The organism is Candidatus Nanopelagicales bacterium (assembly GCA_028687755.1).
Classification (GTDB): domain Bacteria; phylum Actinomycetota; class Actinomycetes; order S36-B12; family S36-B12; genus UBA11398.
In genome coordinates this window covers 73107-93498 of record JAQTZL010000001.1, presented here as the reverse complement: position 1 = coordinate 93498, position 20392 = coordinate 73107, and the positions used below count along the sequence as shown (strand labels likewise).

Genomic DNA, 20392 nt, shown 5'->3' with positions numbered 1-20392 from the left:
AATGATGAACAATCCATTACGTAGTCCCCTTGACCAACGCCTTCCTCGAATTGCGGGCCCGTGCAGTTTGGTGCTCTTCGGTGTCACTGGTGACTTAGCACGCAAAAAAGTCATGCCAGCCATCTACGACTTGGCTAATCGTGGCTTCTTGCCACCAGGTTTCTCGCTCGTGGGTTTTGCTCGTCGCGACTGGGAAAACGAAGACTTTGCACAAGTGGTTCACGATGCGGTTAAAGAACATGCTCGAACACCATTCCGCGAGGAAACCTGGAAGCAGTTGAGCGAAGGAATTCGTTTTGTCACGGGCGACCTTGGCGATGCTGCCGCCTATGCAGAGCTTAAAAGAGTCGTTGCAGACCTCGACGAGCAACGCGGAACTGGTGGCAATCATGCGTTCTACCTTTCAATCCCACCAGGCCTCTTTCCGGTAGTACTTGAACACCTGAAGGAATCGGGCCTTGCTGAAGATAAGCCCGATGCCTGGCGTCGAGTCGTTATCGAGAAACCTTTTGGCCATGACCTCAAGAGCGCTCAAGAACTCAATGACCTAGTTGGGACCGTGTTTGATACCGGGTCCGTCTTTCGCATTGACCACTATCTCGGAAAAGAGACTGTGCAAAACATCATGGCGGTTCGCTTTGCGAATGCGATGTTTGAACCGTTGTGGAATAGCAATTACGTTGACAATGTCCAGATCACTATGGCTGAAGACATTGGTATTGGTGGTCGAGCGGGGTACTACGACGGTATCGGGGCCGCCCGCGATGTCATTCAAAATCACTTGTTGCAACTTCTTGCCTTGACCGCCATGGAGGAGCCACTCAACTTCAATGCAGCTGAAGTTCGAGCGGAAAAGGAAAAAGTTCTATCAGCCGTTCGCCTTCCCAAAGATTTAGCAGCACACACCGCACGCGGCCAGTACGCCAAGGGTTGGCAAGGTGGAATCCCGGTGATTGGCTACCTTGATGAAGAAGGAATCAATCCGGATTCGCATACGGAAACATTCGCGGCAATGAGGGTGGACATCGACAATCGTCGCTGGGCTGGCGTGCCTTTCTATTTGCGCACTGGTAAACGCCTTGGTCGCCGAGTAACTGAAGTTGCTGTCATCTTTAAGCGCGCTCCGCATTTGCCATTCATGGATGATGCCGTGCAAGAACTCGGCAACAACGCGCTTGTCTTTCGAATCCAGCCAGATGAAGGCATAACGGTGCGCTTTGGTTCCAAAGTACCCGACACCTCGCAAATTGAAGTGCGAGATGTCACGATGGACTTTCAGTACGGCGAGACATTCGTCGAATCTAGCCCCGAGGCATACGAGCGCTTAATTCTCGATGTGCTCATAGGTGATCCCCCACTGTTTCCTCGACATGTTGAGGTAGAACTCGGTTGGAAGATCTTGGATCCCGTCTTGGAATTTTGGGATACGCAAGGCCAACCAGATCAATACGTTTCTGGCGGGTGGGGGCCACACAGCCAATACGACATGATTGCTCGCGACGGTCGAAGTTGGAGGCGTCCATGATCCGTTTAGAGAACACCAGCGGCGGTGCAGTTGCTGCTGCGATTCACCAAGAGCGACATCGCCTTGGAGCCCCAACATCGGGCATGGTCCTCACTTTGTTAATCATGGCCGATGAGGAAACCCAAGCAGACGCCACGGATGGCGCGGTTACCGCTGCACGCCAACACCCGATGCGAATTTTGACCCTGATCGGACGACCTGATTCACGACAGACTCAACTCGATGCGGAAATTCGGGTAGGCGGTGATGATGGTCCCGGAGAAGTGGCACTCCTTCGTCTTCGCAACGAACTATCGAATTATCCGAATTCAGTTGCAGTACCACTGCTCCTTCCTGACACACCAGTCGTTGCCTATTGGCCTGGCGAATCACCTGATGTGCCATCTGATTCGCTCATTGGTCGTCATGCCCAACGTCGAATCACCGATGCTTCATTCATTGAAGATCCCTACCAAGCTCTACGAGTGCGCCAAGCTGGTTACCAACCTGGAGATACAGACATTGCCTGGGCGCGCTGTACGCAATGGCGTTCGGTTGTTGCGGCAATCTTCGACGCGCCAATGGCCGCAGTCCGGCATATCCGTGTTTCGGGTGAACGAAATAACCCAAGTGTGATCCTCATGGGTGCTTGGCTCAGCCAAATGTTTGAAACATCATTTGAAATTATTTGGGATGACACCATCGCGATTTCATCTGTTGAACTCGATATGGAAGATGGTTTGCTTCGCATCGCGCGAATTGATGACAAGACCGCCAATATTCAACGACCTGGCTTTCCTGATCAGCGCGTGAGTTTGCCTCGTCGTCCAACATCAGCATTGCTCGCGGAAGAATTACGACGCCTAGACCCAGACGACATGTATGGCAAAGTTATTGCTGGGTTGTCGCTATGACTCCTCGAGAGGTCGTGCGATACGCCGATGCAGATTCATTGGCTGAGGCAGTTGTAGGGCGACTCGTTGCGGCGATCGTCGAGGCTCAACAACAGCGCGGTGTTGCGCATGTCGTACTAACTGGGGGCGGCATTGGCACAGCGGTGCTGGCAACACTTGCCGCAAGCCCAGCCGTCGAAGCCATCGATTGGCACAACACTCACCTGTGGTGGGGTGACGAACGCTGGGAAAACTCCGGGAGCGAACTTCGCAACGATACCGCCGCACACGCTCTACTTATAGATCATCTTGCGATCCCTCGAAGCAATGTGCACAGCATTGGCGGGCCTGATCGCTCAACAACACCCGAACTGTCGGCACTGGCATATTCAGATGAGTTGCGGCGCCACGGCATAGATGGCGCACTTGAATTTGATGTGGTTTTACTCGGCATCGGGCCAGATGCGCATGTGGCATCACTGTTTCCCGAACATCCCGCCACCCACAGTGAACAGGTCGCAGTGGCGGTGCACAATTCACCAAAGCCACCAGCAACTCGTGTGAGTCTTACTTTTCCTACGCTCAACAATGCTCGACAGGCGTGGATTCTTGCAAGTGGTGAAAGTAAGGCACAAGCCTTGCGCCTGGCATTAGACCCGTCGGCCGGTCCACTGCAAGTGCCAGCTAGCGGGATACGAGCCAGTCACACGCTATTCCTCGTTGATCGGGATGCAACAAAAGAACTCCCGGCCGACATCAGTCGACCGGGAGCCTAAGAAGCAATGTTTGCAGCTTAGAAACCTTTACCGCGTAATTTATTGAGCGCCTCATCGAGAATTGCCGCTCCATCAACATCTGATCGGCGTTCCTTCACGTATGCCAAGTGAGTCTTGTATGGCTCAACCTTTGGTGGCGCTGGTGGATTTTCCTTATCCTTGCCTGCAGGCAAACCACATCGTGGGCAATCCCACTCGTCAGGAATAGCGGCATCGGAAGCAAAGCTCGGCTTTGATTCATGCTTGCGTGAGCACCAGAAAGATACCCAAATACGTGGAGCAGCCTCGCCACGCTCAGCTTCACCCATTGGGCCTGCGCCGACGCGACTACCGCGAATTGCACTGCCACCAGCCATGTTGTTCTCCCAACTAGATTCGTAAAAGTGTTAGTTAGACACCAGTACGAATGAGTAGACCAACGCCAACAATTGACGCTGCCCAGATAAGCCCGATTGCCACTGTGATTCGGTCAAGATTTCGTTCAGCTACCGACGATCCACCGATAGAGGAACTCACACCGCCACCGAAGAGGTCAGATAAACCGCCACCCTTGCCGCGGTGCAGGAGAATCAGCACGATGAGCAGCAGACTGCAAATGATCAGCACAACGGCAAGCGCGATCGTGACAACAGTTAGCAAGACAAACTCCGAATCAGTGTGAAGGGACCAGTATAGATCAACCGGCAAGTTCAGCCGGGTGCAGCCGATACCGGACGATTCCCACGAAGTCATCAGGGTCCAAACTCGCACCCCCGACGAGAACGCCATCGACGTCAACCTGAGCCATGATGCCGGCGATATTGGAGCTTTTCACCGATCCGCCGTACAGGATTCGGGTGCTTTCAGCCGCTTGGGCACCATGCAGTTCCCCGATGCGAACCCGGATAGCCCGGCACACCTCTTGAGCATCGTCAGGGGTAGCGACTTCACCAGTACCAATCGCCCATACTGGCTCGTAGGCGACAACAAGGCCCGCGACTTCATCAGCGGAAAATTCGGCCAAAGAGCCCTCGAGTTGAGCAAGCACATAGGAGACCTGCTCCCCTGCTTTACGCACCTCTAGGCCTTCGCCCACGCACACGATTGGCGTAACTTCATCCTTAAGTGCGGCGCGAGCCTTGGCATTGACTAAGGCGTCTGATTCACCGTGATATTCGCGTCGCTCACTATGGCCAACAGTGACATATGAACAACCAAGCTTGGCCAACATTGCCGACGAAATTTCCCCGGTGTAAGCACCCGACACATGTGCAGAGACATCCTGCGCGCCATAACCGATGTCGTACTTATCGCCCTCAATGAGTGTTTGCACTGAACGGATATCTGTGAACGGTGGAAGCACCACAACATCGGTTGCTGCGAAGTCTTCCTCATTCAACGCAAAGGCGAGTTTTTGCACAAGTGCAAGTGCCTCAAAATGATTGAGGTTCATTTTCCAGTTGCCAGCAATTAATGGCTTACGCGTGTTCTTCGCCATGCTATTTCCCTTCGAGGACAGTGAGCCCAGGGAGTTCTTTACCCTCTAGGAATTCCAAACTTGCGCCACCACCGGTACTGATGTGAGTGAATGCAGATTCATCTAGATTCAGGAGACGAATAGCTGCAGCTGAATCGCCACCGCCGACAACAGTCATCCCAGCTGATGCAATCATCGCTTCGGCAACACCACGAGTGCCACCGGCAAATGGAGCCATCTCAAACACACCCATTGGGCCGTTCCATACGACCGTTCCCGCATCAGCGATTTTCGCTGCAAACAGCGCTGTGCTTTCTGGGCCGATATCTAAGCCCTTCCATCCATCTGGAATCGCATTCGCCGCAACCACTTGCGTATTTGCTGTGGCGGAAAAGTCATCAGCGACCACAACGTCAATCGGAACGATGAGCTCAACGCCTCGTTCTTTGGCTTGTTCAATGAAACCCCGAACCGTTGGAATTTGATCAGCTTCGAGAAGCGAATCACCAACTGAATAGCCCTGCGCTGCCAAGAATGTAAAGGCCATGCCACCGCCAATGAGCAAACGATCGACGCGACCAATGAGATTGCCAATGACACCTAGCTTGTCGCTTACCTTTGACCCACCAAGGATTACGACGTAAGGGCGTGCTGGTTGAGTGAGCAATGTTCCAAAAATTGTGGCTTCTTTATGAACGAGGCGCCCGGCTGCGTTAGGAAGTAATGCAGCTACATCAGTCACAGATGCCTGTTCGCGATGCACAACACCGAAGCCTTCAGAAACGAACACATCTGCTAGTGCGCCAAGTTCTGCAGCTAGTGCGCCACGTTCCGCAGCGTCCTTACTCGTTTCACGAGCATCAAAACGTATGTTTTCAAGTAGTAGTACTTCACCTGGGGCAAGCGCTGCTACAGCTTTTTGCGCCAGCGGTCCGGTGATATCAGCAGCAAGAGCCACCGGACTTCCGAGAAGTTCACCCAACCGTTGAGCAACAGGAGCAAGGCTCAATTCCGGCTTCGCTTCACCCTTTGGACGACCCAAATGTGCGACCACCACAACCTTGGCCCCCTGCTCGCGCAGGTAGGCCAAGGTTGGGAGTGCTGCTTTGATTCGTCCGTCATCGGTGATGACTTTGCCATCAGGGCTGTCGGCAAGGGGCACGTTGAAATCAGCGCGCACCAAGACAGTAGCCCCGACGAGTGAAAGGTCGTCGAGTGACTTCATCGGAATTCCTTAGAGCTTTGAGCCAACGAGACTGGTGATGTCGATGAGGCGGTTTGAGTAACCCCATTCGTTGTCGTACCAACCAACAACCTTGACCATGTTGCCATTTGCATTCGTCAAGCCTGCATCGAAAATGCAGGATGCAGGATCCGTGACGATGTCTGTGGAAACGATTGGATCTTCGGTGTACTTGAGGTAACCCTTCAAAGGACCTTCAGCTGCAGCCTTCACAACTGCGTTGATCTCTTCCTTCGTTGCTGGCTTCTTCAATTCAACGGTGAGGTCGGTTGCTGAACCCGTTGGAACTGGAACACGCATTGCGTACCCATCGAGCTTGCCCTTGAGCTGTGGCATAACAAGGCCAATGGCCTTAGCCGCGCCGGTGCTCGTAGGAATCATGTTCAACGCTGCTGCTCGCGCCCGACGTAGATCGCTGTGCGGGAAGTCAAGAATCTTTTGATCGTTTGTGTACGCGTGGATGGTTGTCATCAGACCACGCTCGATGCCGAATGCGTCATCGATTGCCTTTGCCATAGGAGCTAGGCAGTTCGTGGTGCATGACGCATTAGAAATGATGTGGTGCTTTGCCGGGTCGTACAAGTTGTCATTGACACCCATCACGATGGTGATGTCTTCGCCCTTTGCGGGAGCCGAAATGATGACCTTCTTGGCACCAGCAGTGATGTGCTTGCCTGCTGATTCAGCATCAGTGAAGAAGCCGGTTGATTCGATGACGATATCTGCGCCAACCTTTGCCCATGGAAGTGAGCCTGGATCGCGCTCGGCAAAAATTGGAATTACCTTGCCATCAACAGTGATTTGTCCATCGCCTGCCTCGACTGGAACGCTGATGCGGCCCAGGATGCTGTCATATTTCATCAAGTGAGCAAGCGTCTTGGTGTCAGTGAGATCGTTGATGCCAACAATCTCGATATTGGCGTCACTCTCAAGAAGTGCGCGGAAGAAGTTGCGGCCAATACGGCCAAATCCATTAATGCCAACCTTGATCGTCACGTGAATCTCCCCAGAGCTCGTCGCTTGAAAATGTAAGCGTTTTACGGGCAAATCCTAGCGAATCAATTCGAGGTCGTTGACCCCGTACTCGCTAGCCTAAAAACTCAGACCCAAGTGCCGATTCAGTGTCCGGAATGCCCAATTCCTGAGCCCGCTTGTCGGCCAAAGCCAGCAGGCGACGGATTCTTCCAGCGATCGCGTCCTTGGTCATCGGCGGATCCGCCAGCGCTCCGAGTTCTTCCAAACTTGCCTGACTGTGTTCCAAGCGCAGGCGCCCGGCGACAACGAGATGATCAGGAACTTCGTCGCCCAAGATTTCCATCGCCCGTTGCACTCTTGCTCCCGCAGCAACGGCCGCGCGAGCTGAGCGACGCAGATTGGCATCGTCAAAATTTGCTAACCGGTTCGCCGTGGCGCGAACCTCACGGCGCATCCGACGTTCTTCCCAAGCCATAACGGACTCGTGAGCACCCAGACGAGTCAGCATGGCGCCAATGGCATCTCCATCGCGAATCACGACTCGATCAACTCCACGTACTTCACGAGACTTTGCCGCGATTCCAAGGCGTCGAGCAGCACCAACGAGAGCCAATGCGGCTTCTGGGCCCGGACAGGTGATCTCAAGCGAAGAACTCCGGCCTGGTTCTGTTAACGAGCCATGGGCCAAGAATGCACCTCGCCAAGCCGATTCACAGTCACACAGTGCCCCAGCCACGATTGCTGGTGGCAAACCACGAACTGGGCGACCACTGCCATCCACCATGCCGGTTTGACGTGCGAGCGCCTCGCCGCCTTGGACCACACGCACGACATAGCGCGTTCCTTTTCGGATACCACTGGCCTGAACCACAGCAATCTCGCTGTCGTGCCCGTAAATTTCCAAGATGTCCTTGCGTAGACGACGGGCAGTCTGACCCGCATCAAGTTCAGCTTCGATCACGATCTGCCCAGAAACAATGTGGAGTCCGCCGCCAAAGCGCAGCATGGTGGACACCTCAGCTTTGCGGCAGCAAGTCTTGGTGATTTCTACGCGGCTGAGCTCATCTTTTACTGCCGCTGTCATTGCCATGGAGTGCATCCTGCCATGAAACGCGTTCGGGCGTGTCGCTTACCCCAGAAGTGCGCTTCGAAAGGCCGCTGATAGCCGATCTGGATCGTGGGTTCCGGGGTGACGACCTCGACTGTGCGCTACCTGCTCGAGGATTAATTCGGACCCGAAACTGCTACACACAATCTGTAATTGGTCGATGTTGTCGACATGACGCGGATCAGCGATCACTGCGTCCAATCGCAATGCGGGTACTGCTGCTCGGAGAAATTCCAGATGTTCTGCAACCGGGATGCCGGCGGTTTCACGATCCTCATGTGGGGCCAGGTTGAGCACAACTATGCGCTTACCCGGCGCTTCAACGATTGCTTGCGCCAACTCTGGAATCAATAAGTGCGGTAACACTGACGTGAACCATGAACCTGGACCCAAAATAATTGCGTCGGCTTCGGCAACGGCGTTCACAGCTTCAGCGCACGCATGAGGCCGCGCAGGTTCCAACGCAATACTGACTACAGATCCTGGTGTGGTGGCTACTTCAACTTGACCACGTACCTCGGTGATGCCATCTGGTGCACCTGCGTTAATCCCACGCACCTGAGCGACTATCTGTAGCGGTTGAAGACTGCATGGCAGCACCCGGCCCTGTGCCTCAAGCAATGCACCAAGCCATTCCAGTCCAATGACTGGGTCCCCGGTTTCTTCCCACAGCGCAGTAATCAAAAGGTTGCCAAGCGAATGACCACCCAACTCCCCCACCCCACCGAACCGATGTTGGATGACACGCTGCCACGTGCGCCCCCATGTGTCATCACCACACAACGCTGCAAGCGCCATGCGTAAGTCGCCAGGCGGAAGAATGCCAAATTCAGATCGCAACCGGCCGCTTGATCCACCATCGTCAGCGACTCCCACGACTGCGGTGATCTGATCAGTCATACGACGAAGGGCGGTTAACGTCGACGCAAGTCCATGTCCACCACCAAGGGCAACAACCTTTGGTCCCGAATCACCTGCACTACCGAACGTTACGGGTAAGCGCTTCATTCGCGACCCAAGTCACGATGAACGACCAAGGTTTGTATACCTTGAGCGCGCAGTCGCTTTGCTAACTCTTCGGCGGACGCAACGCTGCGATGCTTTCCGCCTGTGCAACCCACCGCGATTGTCACGTATCGCTTACCTTCGGTGAGGTAACCGGGACGTATCGTGCACACAAGATCTTCATACAACTTGAAAAATTGTTGTGCTGCGGATGAAGTAACCACAACCTCGGACACCGGTTCGTTTAAGCCAGTTAAGGGTCGAAGCACTGGGTCCCAGTGAGGATTCTCCAAGAAACGCATATCTGCTACAAGATCCGCATCAACAGGAATTCCATACTTGAAACCGAAGGACAACACAGTCGCTCGAAGATCAGCCGGTGTTTCTTCAGCGAATGCTGCTTCAACCTTGCGGCGCAGGTCATGGACATTTAAGTTCGTGGTGTCGACAACAACGTCAGCTTCAGCGCGCAGATCTCCAAGCAGAACACGCTCGGCCTGCAACCCATCAACAATGCGCCCTTGGCCTTGCAAAGGATGTGGCCGGCGCGAACTTTCAAATCTACGAACGAGTGATTCATCTGATGCTTCAAGAAAAAGCGTCCGTAGTAGAACTTGTTTTTCTTCCAGATCATCAAGCGCTGCAGCAAGTGCTTTGAACATTGAACCACTGCGTACATCAACAACCACCGCTACGCGATCAAGATCATTGGACTTCGTGGCAAGGTCAATAGCCTGCGAGAGAAGTCCAGGTGGGAGGTTGTCCATGACAAACCAACCAAGATCTTCAAGTGCTCGGGCGGCTGTGGAACGACCGGCGCCAGACATCCCAGTCACAAGCGCAACCTCTAATGGCCGTGAAGTCATTTCTTTACCTCCTTTCGGTGCAGTCCTTCGTGAATTCTGGCAGCAAGAGCTGGACCTACCCCATCAACCTGCTGAAGCTCCTCAACCGAAGCAGCCTTCAGAGCTTTCATAGTTCCGAAGAATTTCAACAATGTCTTTGCGCGCACATCACCTAGACCCACAATGTCATCCAACACACTCGATTTCATAGCCTTTCCACGTCGTTTCCGGTGGAAGGTGATAGCAAAACGATGGGACTCATCACGAACCCGTTGGAGCAAATACAAACCCTCACTTGAGCGAGGAAGGATTAATGGGTCTACCTCGTCCGGAAGCCACACTTCTTCAAGACGCTTGGCCAGACCAATCACGGGAACATCTGTCACACCCAGCGCCATGAGCGCATCTTGCGCAGCGCGCACCTGCGGCTGCCCACCATCAATCACGAGTAAGCCTGGCGGATAAGAAAACCGTTTCTTTTCCTCAACAACTGGTGAGTCTGCATCAAGCGACTCCGAAGGAGCTGTTGATTTCGAGAAGCGTCTCGTCACAACTTCAGCTACGGATGCCGTGTCATCTGCATGTTCGGTCTTGATAATGAAACTTCGATAGTCGGCCTTCTTTGGCAGACCGTCTTCAAACACCACCAATGAGCCAACCGTGTTTTCACCCATTGTTGTTGAAATGTCGATGCATTCAATGCGCAAAGGCGCTTCGGTAAGACCTAGTGCTTCACGGATTTCTTCCAGCGCAATAGAACGTGTCGTTAAATCACTCGCGCGTTTCATGCGATGCGCCTGCAATGTATGCGCTGCATTCTTAACCGCAGTTTCCATCAAGGCCTTCTTGTCACCGCGCGCCGGAACTCGAAGGTGAACAGGACCACCACGTAACGACGTCAGCCATGACTCAAGAGCGGCTGCTTCTTCCACAGCAGTTGATACAAGAATTTCTCGAGGGATGTCACTGATGCCAGGCTCTGAATACAGGCGTTGCAAAGATCTCCCAACAACTTCTCCTGATGTGAGCTCTTCAGCTTTTTCAAGAACGAATCCTCGCTCTCCTCGTATGCGTCCACCGCGCACATGGAAGACCTGCACTCCTGCTTCAAGGGGATCTTCCGACACCGCGATGACATCAGCATCCGTGTCATCGTTAAATGCAACAGCATTTCGCTCAGTTGATCGTCGCAGTGCACTCACACGATCGCGAAGCCGCCCAGCATCTTCATAACGCAGTTCAGCAGCGGCCGCAGCCATCTGAATCTCCAACTGCTTTATGAATCCGTCCCCATTACCTGACATGAACGAACAAAAATCTAGAACTATGCCACGGTGTTCATCTTCGGTTACCTTGCCCACGCACGGCGCACTGCATTTGTCGATATAGCCGAGAAGGCAGGGGCGTCCTACCTGTTTGGCTCTGCGAAAGACTCCGTCACGGCACGAGCGCATCGGGAACACCCGCAATAACTCATCCACCATTTCACGCAGTGCCCAAGCGTGTGCATAAGGACCGAAATACCTGGTTCCTAGTTTCTTGGCTTCACGCACAACGGCCACACGTGGGAAAGGATCTGACAAATTGAAAGCGAGATATGGGTAAGACTTGTCATCACGAAATTTCACATTGAAACGCGGATCAAACTCCTTGATCCATGCGTATTCGAGTGTGAGGGCTTCAACTTCCGTGCCAACGACCACCCAGTCAACATCGCGAGCCGTAGCCACCATGCTCGCCGTTCGAGGGTGAAGAATTTCTGGATCTTGAAAATAGTTAGAAAGTCGCGATCGTAGATTTCGTGCTTTACCTACATAAATGATTCTGCCCGTGGCATCACGAAACCGATACACACCAGGCTCGGTGGGTATGGTGCCTGCTGGCGGACGAAGGACTGAATCATGAGCCATCGTTCTCATTACGCCAAAACGACGTTGGTACCTTTCACGCTAACTGAGGCTGGTTCCAAGCCTTGCGTTGCAGGGCCTTGAATGACGGATCCATCAACAGCTGAAAAGCGCGAGCCATGGCAAGGACAAATGATTTCGTCATCCACTACCGATGCGACTAAGCATCCTGCGTGAGGGCAAATTGCAGTGAACCCATTGACCTGCCCAGCTTTTGGCTGAGTGACCACAATCGGTGGATCACTGACCACAACCCCACCTCCAACGGGCACATCAGAAACGGCAGCGAGCACTGTTCCGGTGGCTCCGATGTTTGTGCCCTTGATTTCTGGATTAGCTTCGTCACTGGAACCCGGCGCACAGGCCGCAACGGCTACTCCAACGGCAACGATTCCCGTGCCGGCAAGAACTGTACGGCGACTCACATTTGAATGATCAGACATGCATGCTCCTTCGTTTTGAGAAGACTATGACTTGCGTCGTTTAGCTGGCGCCCGACGCGCAGTAGGAAGAAGATCAAGCAGGAACGTTCCCGTATGACTTGCGCCCACCGCCGCGACGTCTTCCGGTGTTCCTTGAGCCACAACTGTGCCTCCACCGGAACCACCCTCTGGGCCCATATCGATGATCCAATCGGCAGTCTTTATGACGTCCAGATTGTGCTCGATAACGACAACTGAATTTCCCTTTTCCACCAGTGAATGCAATACGCCCAGTAGCTTGCGAATATCTTCAAAGTGCAATCCAGTGGTTGGCTCATCCAGCACATAGATCGTGCGCCCCGTGGATCGCTTCTGCAACTCAGCAGCCAGCTTCACGCGCTGCGCCTCACCACCAGAAAGCGTTGGAGCCGATTGCCCTAATCTCACATAGCCCAAGCCAACCTCAACAAGGGTGGTGAGGTGCCGCGCGATGGCTGGGACAGCGGCAAAGAAGTCCTTTGCTTCTTCAATTGGCATATCGAGAACATCAGAGATGCTCTTTCCTTTGAAATGCACTTCTAGGGTTTCACGGTTGTAGCGATCGCCGTTACACACTTCACATGGCACATATACGTCGGGAAGAAAATTCATTTCAATCTTGATGGTGCCGTCACCCGAACACGCCTCGCAACGACCACCCTTCACGTTGAAGGAAAAACGACCTTGTTGGTAGCCGCGTACTTTTGCTTCTGGGGTATCAGCGAAGAGCTTGCGCACATGATCGAAGACTCCGGTATATGTCGCCGGATTACTTCGAGGGGTTCGCCCAATGGGTGATTGATCCACATGTACAACTTTGTCTACATACTCAAGGCCGGTTACTTTCTTGTGACGCCCTGGCACATGACGCGCGCCATTGAGATCCCTTGCAAGAACAGAATAAAGAACGTCGTTAACCAAAGTTGACTTGCCTGAGCCACTCACACCGGTGACCGCGACAAGCTGACCTAGTGGGAATTCCACGGTCACGTTCTTCAAATTATGTTCACTTGCCCCGTGTACGGTAATTTTTCGATCTGTCAGGGGGCGCCTAGTTTCAGGAACTTCGATTTTACGGGCACCACTTAAGTATTGCCCCGTGACCGAACGTGGATTTGCGAGCATTTCTTCAACTGTGCCGCTGACCACCACTTCTCCACCATGCTCGCCGGCACCTGGACCAATGTCCACCACCCAGTCAGCAGTGCGGATGGTGTCTTCATCATGCTCGACAACGATCAAGGTGTTGCCAAGGTCCCGGAGTCGAACGAGAGTTTCGATAAGGCGTCGGTTGTCGCGCTGGTGCAAACCAATACTCGGTTCATCAAGTACGTACAGCACTCCTACCAGACCTGAACCAATTTGGGTTGCAAGTCGGATGCGTTGCGCTTCGCCGCCCGCCAATGTTCCAGCGGCTCGATCGAGGGACAAATAGTGAAGTCCAACGTCAACCAAGAATTGCAGACGTTCGTTCACTTCTTTAAGAACTCGCGTGGCAATCTTTGAGTCACGCGCTGAAAGTTTGAGCCCTGCCAGCATTGATGCGGTTTCACCAATCGGCAAAGCAGCCACTTCTGCAATGGAGTGCCCATTAACTGTTACCCCGAGAGACAGTGGCTTGAGTCGTGCACCACCGCATGCATGACACGGCACTTCACGCATAAAACCTTCAAAGCGTTCACGAGCTGAATCACTTTCAGTTTCGGCATGACGACGAGCTACGTATGCCAGGGCACCTTCAAATCCTGTTGTGTATGAGCGGGTGCGTCCGTAACGATTTCGGTACTTCACATGAACTTCAGCTTCGTGGCCATTGAGGATTGCTTTGCGAGCCTTCGCGGGCAATTTTTCCCATGGCGTATCCATGTCGATTTCGAGCTCTTCACATAATGACTCAAGCAAGCGCCGGAAATAGTCCGAAACCATGCCACCGGCCCATGGTGCAATTGCCCCTTCATTGAGGGTTGCGCTTGGATTCGGCACTACGAGTTCTGCATCAACTTCACGACGTGTACCTAAGCCTGTGCATTCAGGACAGGCTCCGAATGGCGAGTTGAACGAGAAGGATCGAGGCTCGAGTTCCTCGAACGATAATGAATCTTTGGCACATGCCAAATGTTCACTAAAGATGCGTTCGCGCGCAGGATCGTCTTCTGCAAGATCAACGAAATCCAAGACCACAAGACCGGAGGCGAGTTTGAGCGCAGTCTCAACTGAGTCAGTCAATCGGCGTCTGGAATCAGGCTTGACCGATAGGCGATCAACGACGACTTCAATTGTGTGCTTTTCCTGCTTCTTCAGTGTTGGCAGTTCATCCATGCCATACACCACGCCATCAACGCGCACGCGCGAGTATCCCTGGGTTTGAAGCGTGCGAAATAGCTCTGCATACTCGCCCTTGCGTTCGCGAATCACTGGGGCAAGAACTTGGAAGCGAGCACCTTCGGTGAGACCTAGGACCTGATCAACAATTTGTTGCGGGCTTTGGCGTGCAATCTCGTCGCCACACACAGGACAATGCGGCTTTCCAATACGTGCATATAAAAGGCGTAGGTAGTCATAAACCTCGGTGATCGTTCCCACTGTTGATCGAGGGTTTCGCGAAGTCGACTTCTGATCAATTGAAACAGCCGGTGAAAGACCCTCGATGAAATCAACATCGGGCTTGTCCATTTGGCCCAGGAACTGACGGGCATAGGCCGAAAGACTTTCAACATAGCGTCGCTGACCTTCAGCGAAAATCGTGTCGAATGCCAAACTCGATTTTCCAGAGCCAGAAAGCCCCGTAAACACAATAAGCGCATCCCTCGGCAAATCAAGGGAAACATCTTTAAGGTTGTGCTCACGGGCTCCGCGGATGACCAATCGGTCGTGCACGATGCCTCATCTCAGGGTTTGGCCCAGCGGCTAATTGAAGGAACGGAGTCGAATGTATACCGGCAAGGTACGCGTAGGTGGCCCGGGTGATGTTCGTGGACTCCCCCATCTCATCATCAGCAAACTCGCGGTTGGCGACTACAACAACAATTCATATCTTCTACGCTGCCGAGAAACCGGCGAACAAGCGCTGATAGATGCTGCGGCCGAGACAGATCGGCTTTTAACCCTGACCGGAGAGACGCTGCAAACCGTCATCACCACACACCAGCATCAAGATCATTGGGGCAGTTTGGCCGACGTTGTGCGAGCCACCGGCGCACGCACCATGGCTCATCCCATCGATGCTCCAGGGATCCCTGTGGCAACCGATATCTACCTCGAAGAGGGATGTGAACTCACGATCGGAAAGGTTCAACTTCGAGTGATTCACCTTGTCGGGCACACAGACGGCTCAGTCGCATTCGTGTATGACGATCCAGAGGGAACCGCGCATGTGTTCACTGGAGATTGCCTCTTCCCGGGCGGCGTCGGGAATACATGGGGCGACCCTGCTGCCTTCATGACCTTGTTAGATGGCGTTGAATCCAAAATCTTCGGCGCATTGAGCGACGAGACTTGGGTCTACCCCGGCCATGGTGAAGACACAACCCTAGGCGAACAGCGTCCGCATATTGCCGAGTGGAGAGCCCGTGGTTGGTAGAGATTAGTTCTCTTCGTCATGCTCCAATAAACGACCAGCGTGTGCGACAGCAGACGGATCTTTGCGCACCTTGATGAGTGAAGCCAAGGTAACGACAACCAGAATTACGGCAATGACGATTAGGGACCAAGCAGTAGGAATCTTGGGAATCGATGGCCAAGTTTCATGCAAATATGTCAGTACGAGTTTTATCCCGATAAATACCAAGATGACTGCCAAACCCGTGGACAAGTAGATGAGCTTGTCGAGTAGGCCCTTCAATAAGAAGTACAGGGCCCGCAATCCTAGGAGCGCAAACGCATTTGCGGTGAACACCAGGAAAGCTTCTTGAGTTACACCAAAAGTTGCCGGGATCGAATCCAACGCAAACAGCACGTCTGTTACACCAATCAATAACATGACTGTCAACAGCGGTGTGGCTAGCTTCTTTCCATCAATATGAGTAAAGAGTTTTTTGCCGTCATACGTAGGCGTTGAAGGTATCCGGCGTTGAATAAATCGAGCGATGCCGCTATCCATCGGGTCTGGATCTTCGTTCCGGTGTCTGGCGAGTTGAATGCCTGTCCAGATCAAGATTGCACCGAAAATCACGAATGTGAATGCAAATGTTGCTAAAGCTGCTGCACCAACGGCAATAAAGATTGCGCGGAAGAACAGTGCCAGCACGACACCAACCAAGAGAACTCGTTGGTGCAACGCATAAGGAACCGCAAACTGCGTCAGAATAATGAGAAATACAAACAGATTGTCTACACTGAGCGACTTCTCAACCAAGTAGGCCGTAAAGAATTGTGTGCCAAAATCAGGCCCTTGCCAGACAAATAGCGCGACGCCAAACGCGATCGCAATACCGATATAAAAAATCGACCACCACACGGCTTCTTTGAATTGCACTTCGTGAGGTTTGCGACTCACCGCAACAAAATCCAAAACCACCAGCAGTAGTAGCCCGCCGATCGTTATGAACCAAAGCCCTAAAGAAACACTCACGATGCATCGCTTTCCGCAATGCCATGAGAGGCATCACTTGTTCGTAAACTGAGAACGGTAGTGACACAGAGCACTCCTATGATCACCACAAGGGACAACCACACAGGTATCAGTGGTACTTGAAGAGATGTTGTTTCGTGAATGGCTTCGAGAATCAATTTCACACCGATGAATCCAAGAATGATGGCTAATCCATAGTTCAAGTATGTGAGTCGTTCCATGAGTCCTTGGAGCAAGAAATACAACTGACGTAGACCCATGAGAGCAAATGCGTTAGCCGTAAACACAATAAAAGCCTCGTGCGTCACGCCGAATACAGCTGGAATGCTGTCGAGCGCAAAAAGAACGTCTGTAGTTCCGATTGCCAGCATTACAAGGGCTAGCGGAGTGAGCATCCTTTTGCCAGCGACCACTGTTCGTAATTTGGTTCCGTCGTAATCGGGTGAGACTGCGTATCGCTTCGTTACGAATTTTACGAATGCATTCCCAGCGGGGTCTGGCTCCTCATCGTCAGATTTCCACACCTTCCAAGCTGTGAAAAGAAGGAAGGCGCCGAAAAGATAAAAAATGGAAGCAAAACGAGAAATGAGTTCCGCACCCAGGACAATCAATATTCCACGCAGAATAAGTGCAATGACTACACCCACCAAGAGAACCCGGTGTTGTAAGACTGCAGGTACTGCAAATGAAGTCATCAACACAAGGAAGACAAAGAGGTTATCCACACTTAGTGAATATTCAGTGAGGTACCCAGCGACGAATTGCCCGCCATAGGTCAAACCGAAATAGACGCTCAAAAACACAGCGAAGAGAGCGGCCAAGGCCATGTACACGCCTACCCAAACGCCTGCTTCTTTAGTGCTGAACGTGTGTGGGCGACTATCCACCACGAAGAGATCAACACAGATAATCGCTAAAAATCCAGCCAGAGTTGCCAGCCATAACCACGTTGGGACGTTCATCGGCCCGTAGCCTCCTGCATCCCGCGTAGCTCCTTCTTCAGATCGCGAACTTCATCGCGCAATCTGGCCGCTAATTCGAACTGCAACTCTAAGGCAGCCTGATGCATTTGAGCAGTGAGGTCATCGATGAGTTGCACCAAATCACTTTGATGCGCTGGCATCCGGCGCTTGCCCTTGGTCGAATTCACTTGCTCAACTAATGCCGCAGTGTCAGCATCTTCGCGAGCCAAAAGATCCGTAATGTCAGCTATTTTCTTGCGTAACGGTTGTGGATCAAGACCGCGGTCTTTGTTATACGCAATTTGCTTGTCGCGTCTACGTGTTGTTTCATCTATTGCGTTTCGCATAGATGGCGTGATCTTGTCGGCATACATATGAACTTGTCCGGAAACGTTTCTGGCAGCTCGCCCAATCGTTTGAATGAGGGACCGTTCAGAGCGCAGGAACCCTTCTTTATCCGCATCGAGAATTGCAACCAGCGAAACTTCAGGCAGATCCAGACCTTCACGCAGCAGGTTAATGCCGATCAACACATCGAAAACTCCCATACGCAATTCACGAAGAAGTTCAACGCGGCGCAAGGTGTCTACTTCGGAATGCAAATATTGCACTCGAATTCCGTGCTCGAGGAGATAGTCCGTGAGATCTTCTGACATGCGCTTGGTTAACGTCGTAACAAGTACACGCTCATCTCGAGCAGACCGTGCCTTAATCTCGTCCATCAAGTCATCAATTTGACCCTCAGTTGGTTTCAAAATAATTTGGGGATCAACCAAGCCCGTTGGGCGGATGACCTGCTCGACCATGTCACCTTGCGCTGCTTCTAATTCATAAGGCCCAGGCGTGGCCGACAAATATACCCGCTGCCCTACCCGCTCCTCGAATTCCGCCCAACGCAGCGGGCGATTGTCCATGGCCGATGGCAACCTGAAACCGTGCTCGACAAGCGTGCGTTTACGACTTGCATCGCCCTCGAACATGGCACCGATTTGTGGAACTGCCACATGCGACTCATCGATCACTAACAGGAAATCTTCTGGGAAGTAATCCAACAGGCAGTTTGGCGGGCTACCTGGCTCACGTCCGTCAATATGTAAGGAATAGTTTTCGATGCCCGAACACATACCTACTTGTCGCATCATTTCGATGTCGTATGTCGTTCGCATGCGTAAGCGTTGCGCTTCCAACAATTTCCCCTGTGCGTCAAATTCAGCAAGGCGACTCTCTAATTCAGCTTCAATCCCTGCAATCGCGCGTTCCATGCGCTCAGGGCCTGCAACATAGTGCGAAGCTGGGAATACATAGATTTCTTTATCGTCCGTCAGGATTTCTCCGGTAACAGGGTGCAGGGTCATGAGGCGTTCGATCTCATCACCAAACATTTCAATGCGCACGGGATGCTGCTCGTACACAGGAAACACTTCAACCGTGTCACCTCGAACCCGGAAGGTTCCACGTGTGAAGGCAATGTCATTGCGTGTGTATTGGACATCGACAAACATGCGCAGCAACTTGTCGCGTTCAATGGATTCGCCAACGCGGAGTCGGACCATCCTGTCGACATATTCCTGCGGTGTACCAAGGCCATAGATTGCTGAAACCGTGGCAACAACGATGACGTCCCGTCGGGTGAGCAAACTATTCGTGGCTGAATGTCGAAGCCGCTCAACTTCTTCGTTGATCGAAGAATCCTTTTCGATGAACGTATCGCTCTGTGGGATATAGGCCTCAGGTTGGTAATAGTCGTAATACGAGACAAAATATTCAACTGCGTTGTCAGGAAGAAGCTCACGAAACTCTGTGGCTAATTGGGCCGCCAAGGTTTTATTGGGCGCCATCACCAGAGTTGGGCGTTGAAGTTTCTCGACCAACCACGCAGTGGTCGCACTCTTGCCTGTACCTGTTGCGCCAAGGAGAACATTGTGCTTCTCCCCCGCCAAAATCCTTCGGGTCAGTTCAGCTATCGCCGCTGGTTGGTCACCAGCAGGCTCATATGGAGCACGGACGGTGAAGGGAGCTACGCGCCTTTGTAAGTCAGAAATTGGGCGCGTCATGTGACCACCGTACGTTACGAAAGGAAGTTACTTAACTAGGCATGAGCGAGGACCAGATTTGGTCGACTTGCTCCTGGGTTGCGCCTAGATCACCTGAGTTATCAATGACGAAATCCGCCAGTTCTAAACGATCCTCACGGCTTTGCTGCACCGCAATACGACGACGCACATCGTCCTCGGGTAAACCCCGAGCAACTGCCCTGATGACCTGCGTTTCAACAGGAACATCAACAACGATGGCCATCTCCACGAGCCCGGTACCAAGCTCTGTCAGCAAGGGCACGTCATAGATCACCAACCGCACACCGTTTGCCTCTGCTGCTGCAAAACGGTTGTTGGTTTCTTCGATAATCCTGGGAAACATGATGTCGTTCATTTGCTTGGTCAGTTCGGGAGTCTGAAACGCAATGCGAGCCAGTTCAGGGCGAACCAAAGAACCATCAGCCGCCTTCACAGATGGACCAAAAGCGGCAACGAGATCGTCAATCGCTGGAGCGCCAGGCTCAACGATGTCTCGAGAGATTTGATCTGCATCAATAATGTGCGCGCCATGCTCCTTGAACATTGCCGCAACGGTTGATTTCCCTGAGCCAATGCCCCCTGTGAGGCCTACGCGTAACACCGGTTAAACCT

Annotated in this window: 19 protein-coding genes; 4 read left to right on the top strand and 15 right to left on the bottom strand. The window is 52.7% G+C overall.

The features are described from left to right. Position 1: 1 nt before the first annotated feature. The 3 genes from zwf to pgl are packed head-to-tail and all read left to right on the top strand — an operon-like array spanning position 2 to position 3173. Positions 2–1525, top strand: coding sequence for a glucose-6-phosphate dehydrogenase (gene zwf / locus PHN51_00515; protein MDD2817259.1), 1524 nt, complete (start codon positions 2–4; stop codon positions 1523–1525). Next, on the top strand, positions 1522–2418 hold the full coding sequence (locus PHN51_00510) for a glucose-6-phosphate dehydrogenase assembly protein OpcA (GenBank protein ID MDD2817258.1): 897 nt from the start codon (positions 1522–1524) through the stop codon (positions 2416–2418). Before zwf ends, PHN51_00510 begins: the two co-directional genes overlap by 4 nt. Continuing rightward, positions 2415–3173: a 6-phosphogluconolactonase gene (gene pgl, locus PHN51_00505; GenBank protein ID MDD2817257.1), complete on the top strand. Its 759-nt coding sequence runs from the start codon at positions 2415–2417 to the stop codon at positions 3171–3173. Before PHN51_00510 ends, pgl begins: the two co-directional genes overlap by 4 nt. A gap of 17 nt (positions 3174–3190) precedes the next feature. Here the strand turns inward: pgl and PHN51_00500 are convergent, their stop codons facing one another. The 11 genes from PHN51_00500 to uvrA all read right to left on the bottom strand — a co-directional run bounded on the left by PHN51_00500 (position 3191) and on the right by uvrA (position 15050). Further along, the gene (locus tag PHN51_00500) at positions 3191–3529 is read right to left on the bottom strand and encodes an RNA polymerase-binding protein RbpA (GenBank protein ID MDD2817256.1); all 339 of its coding nucleotides are present in this window, start codon (positions 3527–3529) and stop codon (positions 3191–3193) included. Positions 3530–3563: 34 nt separating this feature from the next. Next, positions 3564–3812, bottom strand: coding sequence for a preprotein translocase subunit SecG (gene secG / locus PHN51_00495; GenBank protein ID MDD2817255.1), 249 nt, complete (start codon positions 3810–3812; stop codon positions 3564–3566). A gap of 37 nt (positions 3813–3849) precedes the next feature. Beyond that, positions 3850–4650: a triose-phosphate isomerase gene (gene tpiA / locus PHN51_00490; protein ID MDD2817254.1), complete on the bottom strand. Its 801-nt coding sequence runs from the start codon at positions 4648–4650 to the stop codon at positions 3850–3852. Between the two features lies 1 nt (position 4651). Beyond that, on the bottom strand, positions 4652–5854 hold the full coding sequence (locus PHN51_00485) for a phosphoglycerate kinase (protein ID MDD2817253.1): 1203 nt from the start codon (positions 5852–5854) through the stop codon (positions 4652–4654). Positions 5855–5863: 9 nt separating this feature from the next. Next, a complete protein-coding gene (gap, locus tag PHN51_00480) occupies positions 5864–6868 on the bottom strand; it encodes a type I glyceraldehyde-3-phosphate dehydrogenase (GenBank protein ID MDD2817252.1) in 1005 nt (334 codons plus the stop codon). Positions 6869–6959: 91 nt separating this feature from the next. Then, positions 6960–7937 (bottom strand): DNA-binding protein WhiA, encoded by a 978-nt coding sequence (gene whiA / locus PHN51_00475; GenBank protein ID MDD2817251.1) that lies wholly within the window; start codon positions 7935–7937, stop codon positions 6960–6962. A gap of 39 nt (positions 7938–7976) precedes the next feature. Beyond that, positions 7977–8963: a uridine diphosphate-N-acetylglucosamine-binding protein YvcK gene (gene yvcK, locus PHN51_00470; GenBank protein MDD2817250.1), complete on the bottom strand. Its 987-nt coding sequence runs from the start codon at positions 8961–8963 to the stop codon at positions 7977–7979. After that, positions 8960–9826: an RNase adapter RapZ gene (gene rapZ, locus PHN51_00465; protein ID MDD2817249.1), complete on the bottom strand. Its 867-nt coding sequence runs from the start codon at positions 9824–9826 to the stop codon at positions 8960–8962. The genes yvcK and rapZ overlap by 4 nt, the downstream gene beginning before the upstream one ends. Further along, a complete protein-coding gene (gene uvrC, locus PHN51_00460) occupies positions 9823–11715 on the bottom strand; it encodes an excinuclease ABC subunit UvrC (protein MDD2817248.1) in 1893 nt (630 codons plus the stop codon). Before uvrC ends, rapZ begins: the two co-directional genes overlap by 4 nt. An 8-nt stretch (positions 11716–11723) precedes the next feature. Next, positions 11724–12155: a Rieske (2Fe-2S) protein gene (locus tag PHN51_00455; protein ID MDD2817247.1), complete on the bottom strand. Its 432-nt coding sequence runs from the start codon at positions 12153–12155 to the stop codon at positions 11724–11726. A 24-nt stretch (positions 12156–12179) separates the two neighbouring features. Then, positions 12180–15050, bottom strand: a complete 2871-nt coding sequence (uvrA, locus tag PHN51_00450) for an excinuclease ABC subunit UvrA (protein MDD2817246.1) — start codon at positions 15048–15050, stop codon at positions 12180–12182. Positions 15051–15102: 52 nt separating this feature from the next. Between uvrA and PHN51_00445 the strand changes: the two genes are divergently transcribed. Further along, positions 15103–15753 (top strand): MBL fold metallo-hydrolase, encoded by a 651-nt coding sequence (locus tag PHN51_00445; GenBank protein ID MDD2817245.1) that lies wholly within the window; start codon positions 15103–15105, stop codon positions 15751–15753. Between the two features lie 3 nt (positions 15754–15756). On the opposite strand, the gene PHN51_00440 is transcribed toward PHN51_00445, so the two are convergent. The 4 genes from PHN51_00440 to coaE are packed head-to-tail and all read right to left on the bottom strand — an operon-like array spanning position 15757 to position 20381. Next, the gene (locus tag PHN51_00440; protein MDD2817244.1) at positions 15757–16743 is read right to left on the bottom strand and encodes a TerC/Alx family metal homeostasis membrane protein; all 987 of its coding nucleotides are present in this window, start codon (positions 16741–16743) and stop codon (positions 15757–15759) included. After that, positions 16740–17705 carry a TerC family protein gene (locus PHN51_00435; GenBank protein MDD2817243.1) on the bottom strand — a complete coding sequence of 322 codons (966 nt, stop codon included), beginning with the start codon at positions 17703–17705 and terminating at the stop codon, positions 16740–16742. Before PHN51_00435 ends, PHN51_00440 begins: the two co-directional genes overlap by 4 nt. Further along, positions 17702–19759, bottom strand: coding sequence for an excinuclease ABC subunit UvrB (uvrB, locus tag PHN51_00430; protein MDD2817242.1), 2058 nt, complete (start codon positions 19757–19759; stop codon positions 17702–17704). The genes PHN51_00435 and uvrB overlap by 4 nt, the downstream gene beginning before the upstream one ends. Positions 19760–19790: 31 nt before the next feature. Further along, positions 19791–20381, bottom strand: coding sequence for a dephospho-CoA kinase (gene coaE / locus PHN51_00425; GenBank protein MDD2817241.1), 591 nt, complete (start codon positions 20379–20381; stop codon positions 19791–19793). Positions 20382–20392: the final 11 nt, after the last annotated feature.